Raw genomic sequence first — 24,349 nt, forward strand, 5'->3', positions numbered from 1 at the left:
CGCTGCCCGAAGGGTTCTGCCTAGGGGCAATTTACTCTTTGTTGCTCGGTTTTTACTTAGCCCGCTAGGTTACAAACCTCACGCCGCGATTAAATCGCCCCTAGATTGAACAAATTTTAATCCTGAAAGGTCAACAGGCCCTAAGCCAGTAACTTTGTTGCTGGCTTTTTTAATGTCAGCCCTTTTTATATTGCAGGTTACGGCTTCTATTGATCAGATCACTGTACTATCAACGCCGTACTTTGGGATCACGCATTTACTAACACAGCCTTTTCGGATCATTACTTTACTAAGCCAAATACACTTTTTCGCTATTTTAGGCTCTGAGATAATTTGATCGTTATTTATTTGTATAAACAATCAACAACTTATGGCTTTGACTAGGTACAACTCTGATCTGAGAGTGGATCGGCTTGGTAAAAATCTGATCCTTTATTTTGGGCTTAGTAAAATTTAGATCTATTTTTAAACGTATTGATTGTTACACAGGCGGGTTTGTTAATTTTAAAATAGCTTTAAAGTTACTTTTAAACGATCGATCTGTAAAAAAGTCTTGGTTAGTAAAACAATGATCCCAGTTAATTTTGTATTATTTAATGATTTAACTAGCGACAAAAAGCAGATAATTTCAAAAATTAGCTATTTTATAAATTTATCGTAAATCTCTTTTTATTACGTTAAATATTAAAAAGGTTTTAAAAATATGACGTTAATGAGGTTTTTTGTCACTAATTTGTGTTTTTTTTACCACCATTTTAATTTACACGTTACACTTTCATAAAAATGTCATACTTAGTCATAATAATGAAAACTAATTCGATAGCGTAAGAGATAAATTGGAATGTCACGTAAAGTACTAGTCGTAGATGACGAAGCTCCTATCAGGGAGATGTTGGTTTTTGTTTTAGAGCAAAATGGATTTCAAGCAATTGAAGCAGAAGATTACGACTCTGCTATTGCAGCTATGGTTGAACCTTACCCAGATATGGTTTTACTTGATTGGATGTTACCAGGTGGAAGCGGTATTCAAATTGCTAAAAAGTTTAAGCAAAACGAACACACCCGCCAAATCCCAATTATTATGCTTACAGCCCGCGGCGAAGAAGAAGACAAAGTACGTGGCCTTGAAGTAGGTGCTGACGATTACGTCACTAAGCCGTTTTCTCCTAAAGAGCTTATGGCACGTATTAAAGCGGTTATTCGCCGTGTATCGCCAACCTCATTAGAAGAAGCTATTGAAGTACATGGCCTGCGTTTAGACCCTATTTCGCATCGTGTTACCTCAGAAGGTAATGAGCTTGATATGGGGCCAACCGAATTTAGATTACTGCACTTTTTTATGACTCACCCAGAGCGTGTTTATAGCCGTGAACAACTGCTTGATCATGTATGGGGAACTAATGTTTACGTAGAAGATCGCACGGTTGATGTGCACATTCGTCGTCTGCGTAAAGCAATTGGCCCACTTGGACATGACCGTTTGGTGCAAACTGTACGTGGTGCTGGATATCGTTTTTCAAGTAAGCTGTGATCAGCTTAAAGCTTAGCTAATGTATGAAATACGCATGTATTACTACTCTAAGGTAAAGTGAGTGTATGTATCGAGTTGTTAATAAGCAGGCGTTAGTAAAGCGCCTGTTTATCTATTTTTTACCCTTACTATTAATTGGTGTGCTAGTTGGCGCGCCATTTTTGCTTTTATTTTTAGGATCTTTTTCCCTCCTTATTTGGCACTACCATCAACTTTATCGTTTGAGCGATTGGCTACTTAATCAACGTAGCTTTAATCCACCTGAGGGCGAGGGTGCATGGGAGCAAGTGTTTGAAGGTATTTATCATCTACAGCACCGTAATCGTAAAAAACGTAATGAGCTTGCTGATTTAATTCGTCGCTTTCGCGATGGGGCTGAAGCAGTACCTGATGCGGTAGTGGTACTGCAAAATGATTTAAGTATTGTGTGGTGTAATCAACTAGCGCTTAAAGTGCTTGGTTTGCAGTGGCCAACCGATCATGGTCAGCGTCTTGATAATTTAATTCGCGAACCTAAGTTTGCTAAATACATGCACAAAGGTGAATTTGACGACGCGCTTGAGCTGGATAACGGCCATAGCATTGAGCAAGTACTAGAATTTAGGGTAATGCCTTATGCAAGCACGCAACTTATGGTTGTTGTGCGTGATGTAACGCGCTTAAAACAGCTAGAACAGATGCGTAAAGACTTTGTAGCCAATGTGTCACACGAACTACGTACACCGCTTACAGTGGTTACTGGGTATCTTGAGATGATGGATGGCGACATGATGCCGCCGCCAGCAATGTGGAACAAAGCGCAAAATACTATGCTTGAACAATGCAAGCGCATGGATAGCTTAGTCAGCCAATTATTATCGCTTTCGCGTATTGAAGGTGCTCGTCGCCAAGACAACGATAAAGCTATAAACGTACCGCAATTACTTGGTTATATTCACACTGAGGCAAACTCAATTAATCAAGATAAAGGCCATGAGCTTATTTTTAATATTGATAAAACCCTTGATATTAAAGGCTCTGAGGATGAACTGCGTAGTGCGTTTTCTAATTTAGTATTTAACGCCATTCATTACACTAAACCCGGTGGCAAAGTGGAAGTGTGTTGGCAGCGCAAAAACAATAAAGCGTGTTTTAGTGTTACCGATAATGGTGATGGTATTGCGCCAGAGCATATTAACCGTTTAACTGAGCGTTTTTATCGTGTTGATAAAGCCCGGAGCAGAACAACAGGTGGCTCAGGTTTAGGGCTTGCGATTACAAAACATGTACTAACGCGCCACGATAGTAAATTAAATATTAGCAGTGAAGTTAACAAAGGTTCGTGTTTTTCTTTCGAATTTTCAATAGATAAGACAGTTTCGCTAGCTAAGTAATTAGGCTGAAAAGCAAAGTCATAAAAGTGTCATTTAAGAGTAATGTAACTGTCATGTACTCACTTTAGAGTGGGCAGCAGTTAGAAAATGGGACGAACAAACCGGAGAACCCTACATGAAATTTAAAAACTTAGTTGCCGCAATGGGTGTGGCTGTTACAACTTTCGTATCTGCACAAGCAGTTGCTTTAGATCAAGATATTCCTGAGTATCAAAAAATTAGTGGTGTTTCAGGTAACTTCTCATCAGTAGGTTCTGACACTTTAGCCAACATGATGACGTTCTGGGCTGAAGAGTACAAACGTATTTACCCAAATGTAAATATTCAAATTCAAGCGGCAGGTTCTTCTACTGCGCCACCGGCACTTACCGAAGGTACAGCTAACCTAGGTCCAATGAGCCGTAAAATGAAATCTAAAGAAATCGAAGCGTTCGAAAAACGTTACGGTTATAAGCCAACAGAAGTTCGCGTAGCTATTGATGCACTTGCTGTATTTGTACATAAAGATAACCCAATTGAAGGTCTTCGTATTGACCAAGTAGATGCTATTTTTTCATCTACTCGTAAATGTGGCGCACCAGAGCAAGTTAATCGTTGGAGCGATGTCGGCCTAACAGGCGATTGGGCTGCTAAAGACGTTCAGCTTTATGGACGTAACTCAGTGTCAGGTACTTATGGCTACTTTAAAAAGAAAGCACTGTGTAAAGGTGATTTCCGTAATAACGTAAATGAGCAACCGGGTTCTGCATCGGTAGTACAGTCAATTTCATCTTCATTAAATGCAATTGGTTACTCTGGTATCGGCTATAAAACATCGGGCGTACGTACAGTACCGCTTGCTAAAAAAGGCGATAACTTTGTTGATGCAACACTTGATAACGTTGCGCAAGGTAAATACCCGCTATCGCGCTTTTTATATGTTTATGTGAATAAACACCCGAATAAGCCGCTATCACCTATGGAAGAACAATTTTTAAGAATGGTACTTTCAAAAGATGGTCAGCAAATTGTAGAAAAAGATGGTTATGTACCACTTTCTGCAAAGCTAGTAAAAACAGAACTTAAAAAGCTGGGTTTGAACTAATACCAATTGCATTAAATTAGTGAGTTATTATAGCGATAAGAAAATAGCGCAATAACAAGGCTAAAATTATGATACATAGTTGTTCTATATAAATAATTTTTAACGTAGTTAGTGAGTTATTTAATACGCTAGAATGGTCATGTTTTTAATAAAATTGGTATGATAAACCATAGGCAATAAAAAACCGCTCACTGAGCGGTTTTTTTATGCCTAAAACTAAAAACTTTAAGGAATTAAATATTACCTAATTTTTCGGCTTGTGCTTTACATTGATTATAGCTCTCAACACATTTACCAGAGCATACTTGCTGCTTTAAGCCCTCAGCAGTTGTTTGCTGTTCACATGTACTTTCGCATTGGTAATTTTGTTGAGCACACTGATTCATTTCAGGGTTTTCAACTTGGTTTTGGCAACCTACTAATAGTGTAAAAGTAAGGGCGACTACGCTTGTTTTTATTAAAGTGTGCATGCTTCTTATCCTTAAAATGGAGTCGCAATAATATTAAATTTCGACTTGAATATTGTCGATCAATCTAACACCACCAAAATAGGCTGCGGCTAAAATAACAAATTGAGTATCTTCGATTGTAGCAGTTTTTAATGTATCTCGTTGAGCAATCTCAAAATAGTCTGGCTTTAGGCCAGCTTGCTCTAAGCTCTGTTTAGCTAAGCTTTCAAGTTTTACGAAGTCTTTTTCGCCGCTTTTAAGTTGCTCAGCGCATGTATTAAGTGCTTTAAATAATACGGTTGCAGTCGCTTTTTGCTCATCAGATAAGTAACCATTACGCGAGCTCATAGCAAGGCCAGAAACTTCTCGCATTGTAGGTACACCAATAACTTCAACCGGAATTGATAGGTCGCGCGCCATGGTTTTAATTACTTGCAGTTGCTGAAAATCTTTTTCACCAAAGCAGGCGTAATCGGGTTGTACAAGATTAAATAATTTTGTAACTACCGTGGCAACACCTCTAAAGTGACCAGGGCGTGAGCCACCACAGTAACCTAATGAAATATCAGGCACATCTACAAAGCTCTGTGCGCCAAGTCCATTTGGATAAATTGTCTCTACACTTGGGGTAAATACAATATCAGTGCCTAGTTCTGCAAGGCCTTGTTTATCTTCGTTTAGTGTACGAGGATAGTTATCTAAATCTTCGTTAGCACCAAATTGCATTGGGTTAACAAAAATACTCACAACGACTTTATCGGCTAAGTTTTTTGCTTTTTCTACTAGCGAAAAATGCCCACGGTGTAAGTTGCCCATTGTTGGCACAAGAGCCACGCTAAGACCCGCTTGGCGCCATGCTTTAATTTGACTACGTAACGATCTGATTTCAGTAATTGACTGCATTATTTAAACTCGTGTTCAGCGCTTGGAAACGCGCCATTTTTAACGTCTGTACAATACTTTTGAACGGCTGCAGGCATATTGCCTGTTTCGAGCAAAAAGTTTTTAGAAAATTTAGGAATGTAACCTGCTGAAATACCAACAAGGTCATGCATTACCAGTATTTGGCCGTCAGTTAAACTGCCCGCACCAATACCAATTGTTGGGATACTTAGAGCGTCTGTAATGCGTTTTGCCAGTGCACTTGGAATACATTCAAGTACTAATAATTGTGCGCCAGCAGCTTCTAGTGCTTTTGCGTCATCAATCATTTTTTGTGCTTTGTCTTCTTCGCGACCTTGTATTTTAAAGCCACCAAATACATGTACTGACTGTGGTGTAAGGCCTAAATGCCCACAAACTGGAATACCTTGTTGAGTAAGCGTTTTAATACTCTCGTAAAGCCACTCTCCGCCTTCAAGTTTAATCATGTTTGCGCCAGCGCGCATAAGCTCAGCTGCATTTTTACAAGTATCACTTACGCTTGAGTAGGTCATAAAAGGTAAGTCAGCAATTACAAATAATTCGCGGCTACCAGCGCGTACACAGCGGGTATGATATGCAATATCTTGATTGGTTACGCCAAGGGTGTCATCGCCGCCTTGTAGTACCATGCCCAAAGAGTCGCCCACTAAAATAACTTCAACGCCGTTATCATGAAATAACTTTGCAAAACTAGCGTCATAGGCTGTTAATGCAGTAATTTTGTTATTTTCTGCTTTCATTTTATTTAAAGTAGAAACGGTTATTTTAGACATAATATCCTCGCAGGCAAAAGCCTAGGTTAATTACAGAGGTAATTGTTGTAAGTCGTTGAGCGGTAAGTTATTTGCAATAGTTTTTAATGCAATGCCGCTTGGTAAAATAAGTTCAGGTGCAAGCTCTAATAGTGGATAAACCACAAACTCGCGATTATTCAAACCATAATGAGGCACAGTTAAGCGCACCGTATTTATAATTTGATCATCAAATAATAGAGTATCTATATCAAGAGTGCGTGGACCCCAACGCTCAGCCTTTCTTACTCGACCATGCTCAAGTTCAATACGTTGCGTTAAATCAAGTAATTGCTCTGGCTCAAGGGTCGTTTTAATGCACGCTACTGCATTGATATAGTCTGGTTGATCTTGTGGGCCCATAGGCTTACTTGCATAGTAATGCGATACGTTTATAAATTCACAATTAGGCAGCTTTTTAAGCGCGATTACCGCGTTATCAAGCTGCTCTTTTGGTGAGTTTAGGTTGGCACCTAAACCCAAATAAACACAGTACATGTTATTACTCAGCTGGCTTTTTAGTCGGTCGACGGCGCTTTCGCGGCTTAGGACCACCTTGGTGACCTAAGTTTTTAACCATCTCTTTTTGGCCGTTTATATCTTGGCTTAAATATTGTGTCCACCACTGGGCAAGCTCAGTATGCTGTGTTTCGCCTGCGTCTACGCGTAAGAGTAAAAAGTCGTAGGCGGCTTTAAAGCGAGGTTGCTGCGTTAGTCTGTAAGCACGTTGGCCTGCTCGTTTATCCAAACGGTGCTGAATATGCCAAATATCGCGAGCACCTAAAGTAAAGCGTTTAGGAACCGCAATGTGTTGTGAGTTATCGCTTAGTACTTTATTCATTGCTTGTGCGAAAGCATCGTACTCAGGTAGTTGCTCTTGGCTTTGAATCTTTTTAGTACGTTCAAGCAGTGGGAACCAAAGTAGTGCGGCAAAAATAAACGCTGGTGTTACTTTTTTATCTGCATTAATACGTTTGTCGGTATTTTGAAACATTTGCTGAATAAGCGTGTGTTCTAAGCCACTTGGATTTTTATCTAAGATTTTATCAAGCTCAGGAAACAGTGAGCGGAATAAGCCGTATTTACGCAGCATTAAAAAGTTAGCTTCGGCCTTGCCGTTTAAAAACAGCTTAAGAATTTCTTCAAATAAACGTGCCGGCGGAATGTTATCAAGCAAACTTGCAAGCTCACTAATTGGCTTTTCACTTTTAGGCGCAATGCTCATATCAAGTTTAGTAGCAAAGCGAACTGCACGTAACATACGAACAGGGTCTTCGCGGTAACGCGTTTCAGGATCGCCGATTAGCTCAATTTGTTTAGCTTTAATTGCCGCTAAGCCGTTGGCGTAATCGTGAATACTAAAATCTTTGATTGAGTAATAAAGTGCATTGATTGAAAAGTCGCGGCGTTCTGCATCTTCTTCAATACTGCCAAATACGTTGTCACGTAGTAATTGGCCTTCATCGCTTGATTGGCTTATTTGATTTTTGTCTTCTTGCGCTTCGTGGTGGCCACGCATAGTCGCCACTTCAATAATTTCACGACCAAATACAATATGTGCTAAACGAAAGCGACGGCCAATAAGGCGACAGTTTCTAAATAGTTTTTTTACTTGATCTGGCGTTGCATTAGTAACTACGTCAAAATCTTTTGGCTGTTGGCCTAACAATATATCGCGAATACAACCACCAACAAGGTAGGCATCGTAGCCACCGTCTTTTAAGCGGTATAATACTTTGATTGCATTTGGGCTAAATTGTTTGCGAGAAATACCATGCTCACCACGAGTGACAACAATAGGTTCACTGCTTACAGAAGCGCTTTCGGCACTGGTATTCGGGCCGATTATTTGTCGGCAAAATTGAAAAAGCTTGGAAATAATAGTCTGTCTCCTAGAAGGTGTGATTGACTCTGCATCGCAATCAAAAGTTACAGCAAATGGGGCGGTTATAGCCCAGTACAAGCTGTTTGACGTAATTAGCATATATTTAGGCGGCTATCATATACCAGCAGGGTTTAAAAATTAAGTTGATGTGTTGAAATTAAGCCGTTTTTAGCTATTTTATTTACTTAAATGTGTAAATTGGACTTTCTGACTACGTGGATGCTGAGAAATTTGTATTTCGGATACTTGTGGTACCTGTTTTAAGCTAAAGTTTTTAATTCCCCAAGCGATTAATTGTTCAATATTTAAATCGATTAAATCAGCTATAACAGGCAATCCTAAAAATTCAAATGCACTAATTAAAGCAGGCTTTGGATTTTGTTTGCTAATGGCAGGAGCATAATTTTGTTTAGACAATTTGAAACCAGGCTTGGCAACCGCTAAAGGTAAATGAGCAAATTCAGGCACAGGGCTATCGAGTTGTTTAAATAAACTAATTTGCCGTGCGGTTGGCTCAATTAAATCAGCGCCTCTTACAATTCGGTTAATCCCTTGATCAATATCATCGACGACCACAACAAGTTGATATGCAAATAAGTCATCGCTGCGTTTAATTAAGTAATCTTCATGGGAAAGGGCGCTATTTACCGTTATATCACCTTGAATTAAGTCATTAAATTGAGTCGTTGGATGTTGCTGAACTAAGCGAAGCGCACCGGATTGAGTATTATGATTAAGTGCTTGGCAATGCCCCTGATAAATACCGCCAATGGCTTTTATTTGTTTGCGAGTACAGGTGCAACCATAAACAAGTTTTTGTTTTAAAAGTGAGTGGGTAATATCTTGGTATAAAGGCAGACGCTGCGTTTGATATACAACAGGTTCGTCCCAGTGAAGGGCGTAGGCATGTAAGGTATTAAGAATATCGGAGTCGGCGTTTTTAACCACGCGCGTAGTGTCAATGTCTTCTATACGAACTAACCAATCTCCTTGGTTAGCTTTTGCATCTAGATAACTACCCACAGCCGCTACAAGTGAGCCAAAATGTAATGGCCCAGAAGGAGACGGTGCAAAACGACCGCGATATTTACGCATAGGCGCAGTAACGGCTGTAGGAGACATAACTAATTAATAAGTATTAATTAGCCGCGTCCAGATTGCTTTTCTTTGATTTCTGCAAGTGTTTTGCAGTCTACGCATAAATCGGCAGTAGGACGTGCTTCTAAGCGACGTATGCCAATTTCGATGCCACAAGACTCACAAAAGCCAAAATCATCTTCTTTAATCAAATTAATTGTTTTTTCAATTTTTTTGATTAATTTACGTTCGCGGTCACGAGTACGAAGTTCTAAAGAGAACTCTTCTTCTTGTGCAGCGCGGTCAACTGGGTCAGGAAAGTTAGCAGCTTCGTCTTGCATGTGTGATTTAGTACGATCAACTTCGTTACGTAAATCATTACGCCAAGTTTCTAAAATCGCTCTAAAATGAGCACGTTGTGCATCATTCATGTACTCTTCGCCTGGTTTTTCTTGGTATGGTTCTAAACCGGCTTGAGCCAATAAACCATGTTTCTTTTGGTCTGGCATAACTCTCTCCTAAATCCTTAATTTAATGCCTCAGCATTAGCCGGCGGTATAAATAACAGAATCTTATATCCTAGGCAAATTTATTTTTAATTAATCGAATTAGCTTCAACCATGCTTACTGAGTAAAAAGTGTATTAATAGTCTATTTACACTTTTAATTAATTCACATATTCGCTTTCTAAAACTTGCCTTGTTATGTGGGCAAAAGCTTTAAAAACAAGTTAATTTTTATAATTCACTTTGTATAACTTTTTTTAATTTGAGTACTTTGCTTATTTTGCAAATTACGCTTAGTTCAATCCCTTGGTTTAATACACTATTGTGCAAATACTATTTTTTTATGAAGTAAAACTTCATTAGCAGAAATTGTGGCCTTGTATGCTAATACTTCAACGCCGGCTATTATTGCTTGGCTTAATAGCGTGGCGTATTTTTTATCAATATGCGCAGCTGCACTTACTGTATTTATTCCTTCATGCAAAACAGCGAACAGTAATACTGCTCGGTGGCCTTGTTCGATCATTTCTATTAGTTCGCGAATATGCTTTTGTCCGCGCAGTGTTTGCGCATCAGGAAAGTAGCCTTGCCCGCTTTGTGGTGCATCTTCGCTTAATAATGTGACTGATTTAACTTCTACGTAGCAATCAGGCTTATTTTCGTCTGTGAGTAAAAAGTCGATTCTGCTGTTTTCGCTGCCATACTTTACTTCGCTTTGCAATTGACTGTAGTCGAGTAGCTCGCTTATCACATTATTGTTTATTGCTTCTTCTACTACTTTATTGGCCACCGCTGTATTTACACAAATAAGCTGCGATAAGTTATTTTGCGTAAGCTCTAATGAATGCGGGTATTTTCGTTTTGCGTTATCGCTTGTTGAATAAAAAGCAGCAAAACCCGGCTCTGCGCATCCCGTCATTTTACCTGTATTAGCACAGTGGGCGGTAAATTCACTGCCATCACTTAATTGTAAATCAGCTAAAAAGCGTTTGTAGCGTTTTAATAAGGTGGCAGGTTGCAGAGTTGGCGTGTACTTCATGATAACTTCCAAAGCGTAAATACTGCACAGCAGTGTGGTTTATGTTATTTATCTCAAGCTGTTGGGAACTTAAGCGCTCTATAGTAAACTCGGTGGCACATTTAAGTGCAAGGGTATTCTAACATGAGTGAAAAATTTGTTGTTCAACTAAGCGAACAAGCAGCAGCGAGTCATTGGGGCGATAATGCGTCATTATCTTTTAATGAGCGCGGTGCAACTGTTCATTTGTCTGAGCAAGAAACATTGAAAAATGTTCAAAAAGCTGGTCGTACTATTGCAATCCAAGGTATTAAAAACGTTGAATTAGCAGGCGATGCTTGGTGTACAGAAAGCCAATGGGCTTTTTATCAAGGCTTTGTAACACCAAAATCGTTAAACGGTGTTGAGTTTGTTGATAACGCACAATCAGATATTAAAGAACTTGCTCACTTAAAAACGTCAGCAATTTGGGCACGTGAAATGGTTAACGGGACTGCCGATGACATTTACCCAGAAAGCCTTGCTGAAAAAGCGGCTGAGTTTATTCAATCATTAGCGCCTGAGCATGTAAGTTACCAAATTATTAAAGGTGATGCGTTACTAGAACAACAGTGGATTGGTATTCATGCTGTTGGTCGCGGTAGTGTTCGCCCGCCAGTATTGCTTGAGCTTGATTACAACCCAACAGGCGACGAAAATGCACCAGTAAGTGCAGCGCTTGTAGGTAAAGGTATTACGTTTGACTCAGGTGGTTACTCAATCAAATCAAGCGAAGGTATGCTTGGTATGAAGTGCGACATGGGCGGCGCTGCAACAGTAACTGCAGGTTTAGCATTGGCTATTAACCGTGGTATTGAAAAACGTATTAAACTGTTTTTATGTTGTGCTGAGAACTTAATTTCGGGTCATGCATACAAATTAGGTGACATTCTTACTTATAAAAATGGCACGACAGTTGAAATTGTAAACACGGATGCTGAAGGTCGCTTAGTACTTGCAGATGGCCTAATGGCCGCAGGGGAGACTGGCGCTCCACTTATTATTGATGCAGCAACACTAACTGGCGCAGCGCTTGTTGCTGTTGGCCAAGAGTACAATGCATTATTTGCACTTGATAAAGAACTTGTACGTGAAGTTGAGAGTTTTGCATCTCAAGAAATGGAAGCTGCTTGGCCACTTCCTCTTGAAAAATGGCATCAACAAAACTGCCCATCTCCTTATGCTGATACGGCAAATAGCCGTGCGCAAAAAGGTGGCGGTTATGGCGGTGCATCGAATGCTGCAGGCTTTTTATCGCGCTTTGTGCCAAACGATGGCAAAGGCTGGGTACACATCGATTTAGCGGCTGCATTTAACATGGGCAGTACAAGTCAATGGGCAGCGGGTGCAACAACTCAAGGTATGCGTACAGTTGCTCGTACTTTACAAGAAAAAGCATAATATTTACTAAATTACGCTTTTTACGCTAAAAATAGGCACCCTTGGGTGCCTATTTTTTAATTTACAGGCAAGCAATTTTATTTCATTTACGGTAAAATCAGTCGCCAATACCTGTTTGAGTTTAATTTTTGCTTAACTCTAAGCTGCGCTCAAATCTTATATCCACCACTGGGGTTTCTAATTATGTCAGATAAGTGCTACATCACAGCTCAACAGCTGCTTGAAGATTCGTTCCGCGTAGCGGCACAAGTATACCAAGATGGCTTTCGTCCTGATTTTATTATTGGTATTTGGCGAGGTGGTGCACCGATCGGTATTGCTGTTCAAGAATATTACGATTACAAAGGCATTGAGACTGATCACATTGCAGTACGTACATCGTCTTATTACGGTATTGGTAAACAGTCGAAAGAAATTAAAGTACACGGCTTACATTACATTGTAGAGAACGCAAATGCAGGTGATTCATTATTAATTGTTGATGATGTATTTGACTCAGGTCGTAGTATTGTTGCATTAAAAGAAAAGCTTTCAGAGCTTATGCGCTTAAACTTGCCACGTGATATTCGTATTGCATGCCCGTACTACAAGCCAAAAAACTCAAAAGTAGACACTGTTCCAGATTATTACATTCATGAATCTGAAGAGTGGTTAGTGTTTCCGCATGAACTATCGGGTTTAACACCGGATGAAATTATTGCTGGTAAATCTGATCTTGCGAAAATTCATGACATTTTGCTAGAGAAGTAATTAGTAATTTGCATAAATAAAAAAAGGCCGTTAAGGCCTTTTTTTATTTTAAAGCTGAGCAAAGCTATCTACGTATTCACTTAGTTTTGGTATATCGACTGCTTGCAAGCCATCGTTACTTCTAAGTACCAAGCCTTTTTCTACAAGTTCTGTAACAACACGTCTGTAAGCTCGCTCAGTGGTAGCAAAACGTTCGGCTTCAGCATTTACAGTTGGGTAGGCTCTAAGTAGCGTAGGGTTGTTGTTCTCGGCCCTTAGTAAGCAATCTTTAGCTATGTTATAGCTAAGTGGTAGTAATAACTTATCTAAATTGATTTTTTGGTTTTCCTGAAACTTAGCCGCAATAGTTTGTGCTGTGTATAAGCTTAGTTCTGGTTTTTCAAGCAGTAGAGCACGCCAATGCCTTAATTCAATAAGGTTATAAGTGACATCGCTAAAGCACGTTACCGTATATATACACGGATTATTATTTAGCGCTTCTATTTCACCAATAAGGGTGTTGTTACAATCCAATTGTCCTAACAGCAGGCGTCGTCCATTACCTACGTCGTAACTAAACGACACAGTGCCACTGCGTACAAGCACAAGCTTGCTTAAAGGCTGATCTTGATGGATCAGAACTTCTTTTTTTGATTGTTGATAGCTGCTACCGGCAAAGGTTAAAAGCTGATCAACAAGGTAACTAGAAAAATGGTATTGAAACATCAATGTGCTCTTCGGACATTTGTCCTATTTATTACATCTTAATGACGATAGCATTAAGACACTAAGAATTTACGCTAACTTGCTACTAATATTATTAGCTTTGCTAAGAGTATTATTTTACCTTCATTTCCCGTGTAATGATTTAAGAATTTGCTGGTATTTTCCGGCAAACTTTTTCAGGTTTTTTAAGCAGGTTAGCTTTTTTATTTTGTTGTAACTTTGCAATACTTACAAGTGCCATAAGATAGCAGTACATGTAATGCTAACCTAAAGGCTAGGAGAGAACAATTGAGTTGGGAATATTTAGGTTATATTGCATCAGCTTTATTAGTTGCATCGTTAACAATGACAGATGTAGTAAAACTACGTTGGTACAACATGTTTGGTTGTATTGTATTTACTGCATACGGTGTTGCCATTGGCGCAGTGCCTGTTATTTTTACCAACGGCTTATTGTCGCTTGTAAATTTATATCACATTATAAAAATATATCGCCAACCTAAAGTTGAAGACGCTAAAAGCTAAAATAAGTTATCTGCACAAAGTAAGTTAATGGTTTTAATTAAAATCAAAAGCTTCAGTTTTTGTGCAGTCCAGCTTGAAGCGTATATAGATAATCTCATATCACTCTACATAACTTACCTTGATGAACCTTTGAACCATGCTGTAATCTCCTACTTAAAAGATGATTACCTTAGGTTTTAATACGTCGATCGTTAGCTAAATACTGTTCGCGGTTTAGATATAAATAAGTGCTTCTAAATTTCATAAAAAAATCCGATAGCAGTTTACTGCTATCGGATTTTTATCTGTTATACCAACCTGCTTATATGCTATTTAATTTGTTAAATTGCTTAAATATTTATGCAGGTAGGCACTATGGTATTTACGCTTTTTCTAAATCTTCAACGTCACCTAAACCTGCAGTTAGTTCTTCAAGTAATTGCTTTATTTCTTCAGAAGCTAAAATAAAGTCAGCATCAAGTTTTAAAGCCATATCTTCTTTAGGAATATCTGCGTTTTCTTCTTTTAGAGTTTCAGAGTAGCTTAAACGTTTGATAGAGCCATCGTTTTGCAGCATAAACTTAAGACGCTCTTGCCAATCAAGTGCAAGTTTAGTTACGCGTTTACCACTTTCTAAATGCGATTTAACTTCATCACACGATAGGTCATGACCTTTAAGTTTTACTTGTGCGCCGCTGTCGTCTGCTTCTTCAAGTTCAGCATCTGAGCCAATAGCAAAACCTTCTGGTGTACTAAAGTTAGTTAACCAATCAGTTAAAAATACATCTAGGTCGTAGTTAGCAAACGCAGGTACAACCGGAAGCGTTCCTAACGATTTACGAAGTAGTGCTAGTAGCTCTTCTGCTTTATTAAAGCTGCCACTATTTACAACAACCCAACCGTTTTCTTGGTCAATAAAGGCAAATTGTAAGCTCGACTTTTTAAATGCTTGAGGTAGAAGAGTATGAAGAATGTTTTCTTTTAATTCGTCTTTTTCTTTCTTTTTAACTGGGCGGTTTTCTTCAGCTTCTATCAGATCAATTTTCTCAGCAACTAGTTCATTAATAACAGAAGCAGGGAGTACTTTTTCTTCGCGTTTAGCGCAAACTAGAATACTTTTTTGAGAAAAATGCGATAGCGTATCGCCATGTTTTCCAAACGCTTTTGTCCAACCAAATGTTGCAAGCTCTTGACCAGTACATGGGCGAAATAAATCTTGCTCTAATGCTTTATCAAAGTCTTCTTGAGTATATGAAACGTCTTGCTTAAAGCGGTAACAAATAAGGTTACTAAACCACATAGGGGAATTGATCCATTTGAAAAATTTGTACAATCATAGCAATAAAAACAGTATCTCGAAATGACTGATTTGTTACTAATAATTTAATGCATATACTTTTATTTATTCATATTTATCAAAAATAGGCAGTGGCTTAGCCATGTTCTTCGGAAATTGAATATAGTAACGCAGACCTTTGCCCGGTTCACTCGTTGCATCAATAGAGCCACTAAGGGTTTGCTTGACCAAATTAAGCATTATATGGGTGCCTAATCCGCTACCACCTTCATCGCGTTTGGTAGTAAAAAATGGGTCAAATAATTTTTTTAATTGCTCGTTGGTAACACCGTTACCGTCATCTTTGTAATCAATAGTTAAGTTAGTGTCATCAGCGCTTATTTTAATATCCATTACACCGTTGCTTTTACCTTCAAAGCCATGAATAAGTGAGTTCATAATTAGGTTAGTAAAAATTTGGCTTATAGCCCCTGCAGGGAGATTTAAAACTAAATCATCAGGACATTCTAATTTTATAGTATGGGATGTCTTTTTTAGTTTTGGGTGCAGTGAGCGTATTACTTCGTTAGTGTAATCTTTAAAGTTAATGGTTCTTACTGCTTCACTGGCTTGATCGACCGCTATTTGTTTAAAACTAGCTATAAGCTCCGAAGCTCTATCTAAGTTAGTGGTTAGTAAGCTTGTGCTTTGCTTTGCTTCGTTAATGAATTCTTCTAGTGCTTTTGGCGAAAGTGTTTTTTCGGTATAAGCATTTTCGAGTTTATTTAAGCGTTCTTGTAAAAATGATATCGCCGTTACACCTATTCCAATAGGGGTATTTATATCGTGTGTAATACCTGCCACAAGTCCGCCTAGCGCAGCCATTTTTTCTGTGCCTAGTAAACGTTCCTGTGCAAGGCTTAACTCTTCTATATAGCGCTGAGATTCAGTTTGCTTTGTAATTAACTCTTGCTCTGTGCTGCGGCGTAAGTCTACTTCTTCGGTGAGGACAATTTTTTGCTTTTCGAGTTCGTATTTTTGCTGCTGTAAATCCATCATTGCTTGGCTTAAGTTGGATGTTTTACGGGCTACGTCTTGTTCAAGTTGTATGTTGTGTTGATCAAGCTTTTCGTTACTTATAATGAGTTCTTTTTGGGTGTGTTCAAGCTCTTTTCTATACTGAACCACTTTATCTATTAGTTTGTTAAATGACTGCTCCATCACTTTTAGTTCATTATGTTCTTCTGTTTCTATTTCTATATGTTGACCTTCTAGCTCGTCTAGTTCTAAATTTTCTAGTTGCTCAGTGAGTTCTGCTAAAGGGTCTGTAAGAAGTTTTCTAAATGCCATTAAAAATAAGATGATCAAAAAGGTGGTTTTAATCATCGCATTACCAATCAAAAAGTAGATTGATACCATAATGCGGCTAAAAACAACTTCTCGACTTGAGAATAAGGTAACGTCACCAACTTGAGTAGCACGACCTGAGAATTCAAAAATAAGTGGAAAGGTATAACCAAATAAACCCGATTTTGCGTCTTCTAAAATAACCTCTTCTTGTACTAACTGTTGGTTATATAGCTTATGTATATCAAGAGAGCGCCCTAGCTGTGAAATAATTTCGCCGCTGTCGTCTCGAACAATAATCCCTTCAATCATGGGAATGGCGAGTAAACCTTCTGCTGTTGTAATTGTTTGCTTGGTATTAAGCTCCCAAATTGCACGTGTTAAGCTGCGACTAAAGGTTTTTTGTAAGGTACTAAGTTCATCGCGAATATAGTCTTTAGTATTGACGTATTCAGCAAGCACTTGTCCACAGGTCACTACAAAGGTAAGCAAAAAATAGACGGATAAAACGCTAGTCAGTAGCTTCTTAGAAAGACTTTTTTGTAACATGAGTGACTTGTTCATCCTTTATTATTTTTGTAACGTTACGATAGTAATTTAAAAGTTAGTCAATAAACCTCTAAAAATAAATAAAAAAGTTAAAATTTAATAAGATAAATTCAAAAAGTGAGCGTGTAGTATCAAAGTATTTAAACCAAGGTATAAATTAATAAATTCGTTATCTGTTATGTATTGTAGGCTTAATTAGTATTTGCTTTGGTTAATTATATCTTAAACGGATTTATTCTATATTTATCATTGTATTAAATTATTAATGCGCTGAGTGCTTGGAGGCGTGTTAAAGTGTCTAAAATGCAATGGAAGGCATTAGTTTAATAACCTTTTAATAACTTTGATGGTTGTGTAGTAGTAAACATGATGAAATTTTCGATATTAGTCTGTGACGATTCTGCAGTTGCCCGTAAACAAGTCGTGCGGTGTTTAAATGAATGTATAGACGCTCAAATACAACAAGCTACAAATGGAGCGCACGCTCTAGAACTTTTACGAGCACAAAGCTTTGATTTATTGTGCTTAGATCTCACCATGCCCGAAGTTGATGGTATACAAGTACTCGAGACTATAAAAACAGAAAAAATAGAGTGCTTTGTTTTAGTTATTTCTGCTGATATACAAGAGAAAATGAAGCAACGAGTCGCACAACTTGGCGCAATAGACTTTATCGATAAACCTATCAATAAATCTAACTTAAACGAAATATTGCATAAATTTGGCATTCATTAGGTTTTTTCATGTTAAAAAAGGCTGTTTTATCTTTTAATTTAGGGTTGACAGCATAGCCTTTGTTAAGGCAGTCTTAACATATGAAAACAATTAATCGCGTACTGACCATTATTATTACAACCATCATTCTTACTGGATAGTGGCATAGGTCGGTGCAACAAATTTAAAGGCCTGTGTTCACTTAGAACACAGGCCTTTTTTCGTTTTATGGGATGAGGAACATAAACAATGCGAGTTTTAAAATTTGGTGGGTCTTCGCTTGCCGACTATGCATGCTTACAACAGGTAGCTCAGCTAGTTAAAGCACAATTAAAAGATGAAATGCTTTTGGTACTTTCTGCTCCAGGTGGAATGACCGATTCGCTAGTTGCACTTGCAAGTGCTGCAGAACAAGGCTCTGACTTTTCGCAGCAATGGCAAGCATTAGTTAGCCGCTGTGAAGGTTTGAAAGCTGACGTTGAAAAAAGTGGTGTAGTAGTTACAAGTTGGCCAAACTTAGGCGAGCTTAAAAATAAACTAGATGGCGTATCACTTATACAATGTTGCCCTGATCAAGTCCGCGCATTTGTAATTAGCTTTGGAGAGCGCGTTAGTGTTTCTTTAATGCAGGCTTTATTGAACTCGCACGATGCAAGATACTTAGAAGCAACAAGCTGTATCGCTTCAACTGGCGGTTATATCGACGCCGAGGCTGATTTAGTAACAAGTAAAGCGCGCTTTCAAGCTGTGCTTAAAGAAAGCCCTGCAACTATCTATATCATGCCTGGTTTTACAGCGAGTAATGATAAAGGTGAGCTTACAACGCTTGGCCGTAATGGCTCAGACTACTCAGCAGCAATTGCAGCAGCATGTTTAGAAGCTGAAATTTGCCAAATTTGGACTGACGTTGATGGTGTATACAGTGCTGATCCTCGTTATATTAAAAAAGCGACTAAAGTAGATTTTTTATCTTATAAAGAAGCGATGGAGCTTTCTTATTTTGGTGCAAAAGTACTTCATCCTAAAACAATTTTGCCGTGTGCTAAAGCCGGTGTGCCGTGCGAAATTAAAAATACGCATAACCCAGACGCACAAGGCTCATTAATTGGTAACGATTATTCATCAGATGAGCCAGTAAAAGCGCTTTCGAGCCTACAAGACCTTGCAATGCTAACTGTCTCAGGGCCAGGCATGAAAGGCAAAGTAGGTATGGCGTCTAAGGTATTTAACGCGCTTGCTCACGATAACGTATCAATTGTATTAATCACGCAGTCATCATGCGAATTTAGCATTAGCTTTTGTGTACACGAAACAGACCTAGCACTTGCACTTGATGCGCTACAAACCGCATTTGAACTTGAATTACAAGCAGGGCTTATTGAGCCTGTACAAGTTCAGCGCAATTTAGCTATTGTTACTTTAGTGGGCGATAACATGCGCGCACACCGTGGCTTAGCGGCTAAGTTTTTTGCATCGCTTGCACAAGCGCAAGTAAACATTGTGGCAATTGCACAGGATTCTACAGAAAGTGCTATTTCAGCAGTAATTGATGGTGAGTTATGTAACGACGCCGTAAAAATATGCCATGAAAACTTTTTCACGCATGTGCCGTCAATTGATGTGTTTTTACTAGGTTGTGGCTTAGTAGGGCAAGAGCTTATTAATCAGCTTGAGCGCCAGCAAGCGTGGCTTGAAAAACGTAATATTAAACTTAATTTGTATGGTGTTGCTAACTCTCGTCAATTACACCTTGATAGTGAAGGTATTGCTTTTGGTGATTGGCAGCAAAAATTGGCCTCATCTGAGCAGGCGTTTGATTTAAAACTAGTAGAGCAGTTTGTTAAGCAAAATCATTTAGTAAACCCTGTGCTTGTTGATTGTACGTCTTCGGATGCACTTGCTGCGCAGTATGTAGACTTTTTAAATGCAGGTTTTCATGTGGTTGCTGCCAATAAAAAAGCAACAACAAGCTCATACACGTATTACCAAGATTTAATTGCAGCAACGCAAAAGAATAATCGTAAATTTTTATACGAGACAAACGTAGGTGCAGGCTTACCAGTAATCGACAACCTACAGTCATTATTTGGTGCCGGTGATGAGTTATTAGAGTTTAGCGGTATTTTATCAGGTTCACTTTCGTATATGTTTGGCGCACTTCAAGATGGTTTATCACTTTCTGAGGCAACTATTAAGGCCAAAAAAAGTGGCTTTACTGAGCCAGATCCTCGTGATGATTTATCGGGTACCGATGTAGCACGTAAGTTATTGATCATCGCTCGCGAAGCCGGTATGAAATTAGAGCTAAGCGATATTGAAGTTGAGTCAGTATTACCACCAGGTTTTGCACAAGGTGATAGCGTTGATGAGTTTATGGCAAAACTACCAAGCTTAGATGCTGATTTTAACGACCGTATCAAAAGCGCTGCGAGCGAGGGTAGGGTACTTCGCTATGTAGGCACAATTAAAGAAGGCCACTGTAAAGTAGGTATTGAAGCGGTAGATGCAAAGCATGCGCTTAGTGTCATTCGTGATGGTGAAAACGCACTGGCTATTTTAAGCCAATACTACCAGCCANGTAACAGCCGCGGGTGTATTTGCTGATATTTTAAAAACGTTATCGCGCTAGGAGCTCGTTATGATTGAAGTATATGCTCCGGCGTCTATTGGTAATTTTGCAGTGGGTTTTGATGCACTTGGCGTAGCGCTTGCGCCAATTGATGGCAGTTTGTTAGGTGATGTAGCCGTTGTAAGCGCAGCACCAAGCGACGAATTTATTTGCACAGGCGAGTACGCTCACAAGTTACCAAGTGATGCTAATGAAAATTTAGCGTACCAGTGCTTAGTGCATTTTAGAGCGCATGTTGCGCCTAATATGCCAAGCGTAAAGCTCGAGCTTAAAAAGAACTTACCAATTGGCTCAGGGCTTGGATCTAGCGCGTGTTCGGTCGTGGCTACCTTTGCTGCCCTTGATAAGTTTGCAAAAACTAATTTAAGTCAGGTTGAGCTTATTGAACTGATGGCTGACTTTGAAGCTGTAGTAAGCGGCGGTCGTCATTACGATAACATCACGCCATGTTATTTAGGTGGTTTGCAGCTAACGGGTGATTTAATTCCTGATAAATCGATTGCACTTCCGGTTGATGAAAACTGGTATTACGTAGCTGCGTTTCCTGGTTTTTCACTCAACACTGCAAAAGCGCGTTCTGTTTTACCTAAAGAATTGAGCATGCATGCGAGTGTTGAGTTTGCGCAGCGTTTATCGGCATTTAGTAGCTTACTGTTAACTAATCGTTTTGACGATGCGCTAAGCATAATGAAAGATGAAATAGCAGAACCTTACCGCGCACCGCTCATTAAAGGCTTTAGTGAAGCCAAAGCAAGCTTGCCAGCACTGGGCGCTGAAATAGTCAGTATTTCGGGCGCAGGACCAACCTTATTTACTGTGTGTAAAACACTTGAAGCTGCACAGCAATGCGCGCAGTGGTTAGAAACCAATTACATTAACGAGCAAGGCTTTTGCCACATTTGTAAATTAGATAACGACGGCACGCGTCAATTAACAGTTTTATAGGATAGTTAGTCATGCAATTACATAATTTAAAAGATAGTTCACAAAAAGTGTCGTTCGTTGAAGCCGTAAAAACAGGTTTGGGTCGTAACCAAGGTGTATTTTTCCCAGAATCACTGGCCCCACTGTCCGATGTTGATGCATTGCTTGATATGGACTTTGTTACGCGCAGCGGCAAAATATTATCGCACCTAATTGGTGATGAGCTACCAAGCGATACTGTGGCACAAATGGTTAAAAATGCATTTAACTTTCCAGTTAAGCTGGTGGAAGTTGAAGAGAACACATACTGTTTAGAGCTGTTTCATGGTCCTACACTTGCGTTTAAAGACTTTGGTGGTCGCTTTATGGCAGAGTGTTTAACGCAGTTTAACAAAAACGAGAAAGTAACTATTTTAACAGCAACATCGGGCGATACCGGTGCAGCTGTAGCGCATGCTTTTTACAATAAACCAAATATCGATGTTGTTATTTTATACCCTAAAGGCAAAATTTCACTTGCTCAGCAAAAGCTATTTACTACGCTAGGTAACAATATTCATTGTTACGCAGTTGAGGGCAGCTTTGATGATTGCCAAGAGCTAGTTAAAAATGCCTTTTTAGATGAAGAAGTTAAATCAACACTTGGGCTTAACTCAGCTAATTCAATTAATATTAGCCGTTTAGTTGCTCAGGTTTGTTACTACTTTGAAGCCATCGCACAGCTACCAAAAGAAAAACGCGCAACAGCACATATATCAGTACCTAGTGGTAACTTTGGTAATGTGTGCGCCGCAATGATTGGTGCGGTTATTGGTTTACCTGTAGGTAAATTAAGCGCAACAACAAATCAAAATGATACTGTGCCGCGCTTTATGCTTGATAAAAACTGGACGCCAAACGCAACGCTTGAGTCGCTTTCAAATGCGATGGATGTAAGTAAGCCAAACAATTGGCCGCGTGTACAAACAATGTTAGATAATAACTGGTTTAGCTACGATAATTTTTATTCAACAAGCGTAAACGAGCAAGACACGCAAGCCGTGATGAAAAAAATTCAACAAACGGGCTATGTTGCAGAGCCTCATACTGCTATTGCTTACCAAGGTCTTGTTGAAAATCGTGCACCTGGTACAGCGGGTATCTTTTTAGCGACAGCTCATCCTGCTAAGTTTAAAGAAAGCGTAGAGGGTATTCTAAATATTGAATTAGGTATGCCAAAACCACTTGCTGATGCACTAGCAAAACCATGCCTAGCAAGCGATATGAACGCCGATTACGACGAGTTACGTACCGAAATGCTCGCTAAATTAGGCTAAGTTAAATTAAAAGGAAAAGCGGCTTGAGCCGCTTTTTTTATAACTTTATACGGATGAATACACTTGGTTATATTTACTAATTAAATGTAGTAAATATAATTCATTTAAAATTATTATGGCTTTATAAAAAAATATCATCTTAAAAGAGCTGTGAAATAGTTTCAATCCCTGTTTAAATATCCTCAACTTAAGAGCGTAGGCAAAGAGTCGTTTAAAGCGTACAATAAAGCCTCTAAAAAAACACCATACACGTTGCCCTAGGAGACCCCAATGTTAGAACGTAGCATGAATATTTCGGATTTTGATCCAGAGTTATTTGACGCGATAACCAAAGAAACTGCTCGCCAAGAAGAGCATATCGAACTAATCGCTTCAGAAAACTACTGTAGCCCACGCGTACTCGAAGCGCAGGGTTCACAGCTTACAAACAAATACGCAGAAGGTTACCCAGGCAAACGTTATTATGGCGGTTGTGAGCATGTAGATGTTGTTGAGCAATTAGCAATTGACCGTGCTAACGAATTATTTGGTTCTGACTACGCTAACGTGCAGCCACATGCTGGTTCGCAAGCTAATGCTGCTGTTTTTCTAGCATTATTAGACGCTGGCGATACTGTATTAGGTATGAGCTTAGCTCATGGTGGTCACTTAACTCACGGTTCTCACGTAAGCTTCTCTGGTAAGCTCTACAATGCAATCCAATACGGACTAGATGAAGCAACGGGCGAAATTGATTACGCACAAGTTGAAGCACTAGCACTTGAGCACAAGCCAAAAATGATTATTGGTGGTTTCTCAGCGTACTCTGGTATTGTTGATTGGGCTAAATTCCGTGAAATTGCTGACAAAATCGGTGCTTATCTGTTTGTTGATATGGCTCACGTTGCGGGTTTAATTGCGGCAGGCGTTTACCCAAGCCCTGTTCCTCATGCACACGTTGTAACTACAACTACGCATAAAACACTTGCAGGCCCTCGTGGTGGTTTGATTATTTCTGCATGTGGCGACGAAGCAATCTACAAAAAGCTTAACAGCGCTGTTTTCCCTGGTGGCCAAGGCGGTCCTTTATGTCATGTTATTGCAGCAAAAGCAGTGGCATTTAAAGAAGCACTTCAACCAGAGTTTAAAGTATACCAAACACAAGTTGTTAAAAACGCAAAAGCAATGGTTGCTGTAATGCAAGAGCGCGGCTACAAAATCGTTTCTGACAAAACTGAAAACCACTTATTTTTACTTGATTTAATCGATAAAGATATCACTGGTAAAGATGCAGACGCAGCCCTAGGCAACGCTAACATCACAGTTAATAAAAACTCAGTGCCTAACGACCCTCGCTCACCATTTGTAACATCTGGTTTGCGTATTGGTTCTCCTGCAATTACTCGTCGTGGTTTTAAAGAAGAAGAATCAAAAGAGCTTGCTGGCTGGATTTGTGACGTACTAGATAACATCACTGATGAATCTGTACAGGCGCAAGTTAAAGAAAAAGTAAAAGCAATTTGTGCAAAGTTACCTGTTTACGCTTAATTGCATAAGCAGCAGTAATTTAGAGCACAT

At 39.2% G+C, this 24,349-nt stretch carries 21 protein-coding genes and 1 pseudogene; 11 read left to right on the top strand and 11 right to left on the bottom strand.

Annotation, left to right across the window (positions count from 1 at the left end; translation table 11 throughout):
- Positions 1-841 precede the first annotated feature (841 nt).
- From phoB to L654_RS0114870, 3 genes are all read left to right on the top strand, one after another.
- Positions 842-1,531, top strand: a complete 690-nt coding sequence (phoB, locus tag L654_RS0114860) for a phosphate regulon transcriptional regulator PhoB (RefSeq protein WP_006791869.1) — start codon at positions 842-844, stop codon at positions 1,529-1,531.
- A gap of 65 nt (positions 1,532-1,596) precedes the next feature.
- Complete coding sequence (phoR, locus tag L654_RS0114865) at positions 1,597-2,904, top strand: phosphate regulon sensor histidine kinase PhoR (protein WP_024608321.1); 1,308 nt, start codon at positions 1,597-1,599, stop codon at positions 2,902-2,904.
- 115 nt (positions 2,905-3,019) lie between these two features.
- Positions 3,020-3,988, top strand: a complete 969-nt coding sequence (locus tag L654_RS0114870; protein ID WP_010554592.1) for a phosphate ABC transporter substrate-binding protein PstS family protein — start codon at positions 3,020-3,022, stop codon at positions 3,986-3,988.
- A gap of 233 nt (positions 3,989-4,221) precedes the next feature.
- On the opposite strand, the gene L654_RS0114875 is transcribed toward L654_RS0114870, so the two are convergent.
- The 8 genes from L654_RS0114875 to sfsA all read right to left on the bottom strand — a co-directional run bounded on the left by L654_RS0114875 (position 4,222) and on the right by sfsA (position 10,659).
- Positions 4,222-4,458: a hypothetical protein gene (locus L654_RS0114875; RefSeq protein WP_024608322.1), complete on the bottom strand. Its 237-nt coding sequence runs from the start codon at positions 4,456-4,458 to the stop codon at positions 4,222-4,224.
- A 33-nt stretch (positions 4,459-4,491) separates the two neighbouring features.
- Complete coding sequence (gene panC / locus L654_RS0114880) at positions 4,492-5,340, bottom strand: pantoate--beta-alanine ligase (protein WP_007587167.1); 849 nt, start codon at positions 5,338-5,340, stop codon at positions 4,492-4,494.
- A complete protein-coding gene (panB, locus tag L654_RS0114885) occupies positions 5,340-6,134 on the bottom strand; it encodes a 3-methyl-2-oxobutanoate hydroxymethyltransferase (protein WP_007587166.1) in 795 nt (264 codons plus the stop codon). Before panB ends, panC begins: the two co-directional genes overlap by 1 nt.
- A gap of 30 nt (positions 6,135-6,164) precedes the next feature.
- Positions 6,165-6,650, bottom strand: coding sequence for a 2-amino-4-hydroxy-6-hydroxymethyldihydropteridine diphosphokinase (folK, locus tag L654_RS0114890; protein WP_024593696.1), 486 nt, complete (start codon positions 6,648-6,650; stop codon positions 6,165-6,167).
- Between the two features lie 4 nt (positions 6,651-6,654).
- Positions 6,655-8,136: a polynucleotide adenylyltransferase PcnB gene (gene pcnB / locus L654_RS0114895; protein WP_024608323.1), complete on the bottom strand. Its 1,482-nt coding sequence runs from the start codon at positions 8,134-8,136 to the stop codon at positions 6,655-6,657.
- Between the two features lie 78 nt (positions 8,137-8,214).
- Positions 8,215-9,159 carry a tRNA glutamyl-Q(34) synthetase GluQRS gene (gene gluQRS, locus L654_RS0114900; protein ID WP_024608324.1) on the bottom strand — a complete coding sequence of 315 codons (945 nt, stop codon included), beginning with the start codon at positions 9,157-9,159 and terminating at the stop codon, positions 8,215-8,217.
- Between the two features lie 20 nt (positions 9,160-9,179).
- Positions 9,180-9,623: an RNA polymerase-binding protein DksA gene (gene dksA, locus L654_RS0114905; RefSeq protein WP_002962671.1), complete on the bottom strand. Its 444-nt coding sequence runs from the start codon at positions 9,621-9,623 to the stop codon at positions 9,180-9,182.
- A 316-nt stretch (positions 9,624-9,939) separates the two neighbouring features.
- Positions 9,940-10,659, bottom strand: coding sequence for a DNA/RNA nuclease SfsA (gene sfsA / locus L654_RS0114910; RefSeq protein WP_007587160.1), 720 nt, complete (start codon positions 10,657-10,659; stop codon positions 9,940-9,942).
- A 123-nt stretch (positions 10,660-10,782) separates the two neighbouring features.
- On the opposite strand from sfsA, the gene pepB reads away from it, so the two are divergent.
- Complete coding sequence (gene pepB / locus L654_RS0114915; protein ID WP_024589754.1) at positions 10,783-12,078, top strand: aminopeptidase PepB; 1,296 nt, start codon at positions 10,783-10,785, stop codon at positions 12,076-12,078.
- Between the two features lie 183 nt (positions 12,079-12,261).
- Complete coding sequence (locus L654_RS0114920) at positions 12,262-12,828, top strand: phosphoribosyltransferase family protein (RefSeq protein WP_007377478.1); 567 nt, start codon at positions 12,262-12,264, stop codon at positions 12,826-12,828.
- Between the two features lie 48 nt (positions 12,829-12,876).
- Here L654_RS0114920 and L654_RS0114925 read toward each other — a convergent pair whose 3' ends face one another.
- Positions 12,877-13,533 carry a Crp/Fnr family transcriptional regulator gene (locus L654_RS0114925; RefSeq protein ID WP_002962665.1) on the bottom strand — a complete coding sequence of 219 codons (657 nt, stop codon included), beginning with the start codon at positions 13,531-13,533 and terminating at the stop codon, positions 12,877-12,879.
- Between the two features lie 288 nt (positions 13,534-13,821).
- On the opposite strand from L654_RS0114925, the gene L654_RS0114935 reads away from it, so the two are divergent.
- The gene (locus tag L654_RS0114935; RefSeq protein ID WP_002962663.1) at positions 13,822-14,058 is read left to right on the top strand and encodes a YgjV family protein; all 237 of its coding nucleotides are present in this window, start codon (positions 13,822-13,824) and stop codon (positions 14,056-14,058) included.
- Positions 14,059-14,419: 361 nt separating this feature from the next.
- Here the strand turns inward: L654_RS0114935 and rdgC are convergent, their stop codons facing one another.
- A complete protein-coding gene (gene rdgC / locus L654_RS0114945; protein ID WP_024589755.1) occupies positions 14,420-15,337 on the bottom strand; it encodes a recombination-associated protein RdgC in 918 nt (305 codons plus the stop codon).
- Positions 15,338-15,439: 102 nt separating this feature from the next.
- Complete coding sequence (locus L654_RS0114950) at positions 15,440-17,209, bottom strand: ATP-binding protein (protein WP_010554589.1); 1,770 nt, start codon at positions 17,207-17,209, stop codon at positions 15,440-15,442.
- A 366-nt stretch (positions 17,210-17,575) separates the two neighbouring features.
- Here L654_RS0114950 and L654_RS0114955 point away from each other — a divergent pair, with 366 nt between their 5' ends.
- The 5 genes and pseudogenes from L654_RS0114955 (at position 17,576) to glyA (ending at position 24,319) form a co-directional block, all read left to right on the top strand.
- Positions 17,576-17,944, top strand: a complete 369-nt coding sequence (locus tag L654_RS0114955) for a response regulator (RefSeq protein ID WP_007587152.1) — start codon at positions 17,576-17,578, stop codon at positions 17,942-17,944.
- Between the two features lie 228 nt (positions 17,945-18,172).
- Positions 18,173-20,552 (top strand): annotated as a pseudogene (thrA, locus tag L654_RS01000000126165) (bifunctional aspartate kinase/homoserine dehydrogenase I).
- 9 nt (positions 20,553-20,561) lie between these two features.
- On the top strand, positions 20,562-21,497 hold the full coding sequence (thrB, locus tag L654_RS0114965; RefSeq protein ID WP_024608325.1) for a homoserine kinase: 936 nt from the start codon (positions 20,562-20,564) through the stop codon (positions 21,495-21,497).
- A gap of 11 nt (positions 21,498-21,508) precedes the next feature.
- Positions 21,509-22,792: a threonine synthase gene (gene thrC / locus L654_RS0114970; protein ID WP_024608326.1), complete on the top strand. Its 1,284-nt coding sequence runs from the start codon at positions 21,509-21,511 to the stop codon at positions 22,790-22,792.
- A 270-nt stretch (positions 22,793-23,062) separates the two neighbouring features.
- Positions 23,063-24,319, top strand: coding sequence for a serine hydroxymethyltransferase (gene glyA, locus L654_RS0114975; RefSeq protein ID WP_024589760.1), 1,257 nt, complete (start codon positions 23,063-23,065; stop codon positions 24,317-24,319).
- Positions 24,320-24,349: the final 30 nt, after the last annotated feature.

Origin of the sequence: Pseudoalteromonas sp. TAB23 (assembly GCF_000498075.1) — a bacterium.
In the GTDB taxonomy this organism is placed as follows: Bacteria; Pseudomonadota; Gammaproteobacteria; order Enterobacterales; family Alteromonadaceae; genus Pseudoalteromonas; species Pseudoalteromonas arctica.